Here is a 275-nt window from a genome sequence, read left to right on the forward strand (position 1 = left end):
CTCTCGCTTGGCTTTTTCCTGGGCTTCGATCTCCTCTTCTCTCTGTCGCTTCCTCTCATGCATTTCTTTGGCTTCTCTCTCTTTCCTTTTAATCTCCAGCTCAGCAAACAGCTTCATGGTCTGTTTGTAGACTGCCTGTTTGAACAGCTCGGGATCATCTTCCTCTACATTCGTAGGCTTCCCTTCCTTCTTTAGTTGCTTTTTTCGCTCTTTCACAGTGTGTTCCACGTATTCTTTTCCTGCCTGAATTACATCCAGGGCCCTCTTCTTTTGCT

Annotated in this window: 1 protein-coding gene; it reads right to left on the reverse strand. The window is 46.2% G+C overall.

Features of this window, described 5'->3' with window-relative positions; genetic code table 11:
* The coding region (locus tag HBA93_RS21060) for a hypothetical protein (RefSeq protein WP_221724567.1) at positions 1 to 275 on the reverse strand (275 nt) is incomplete at both ends.

This window comes from Ochrobactrum sp. SFR4 (genome assembly GCF_019730395.1).
Lineage (GTDB): Bacteria > Pseudomonadota > Alphaproteobacteria > Rhizobiales > Rhizobiaceae > Pseudochrobactrum.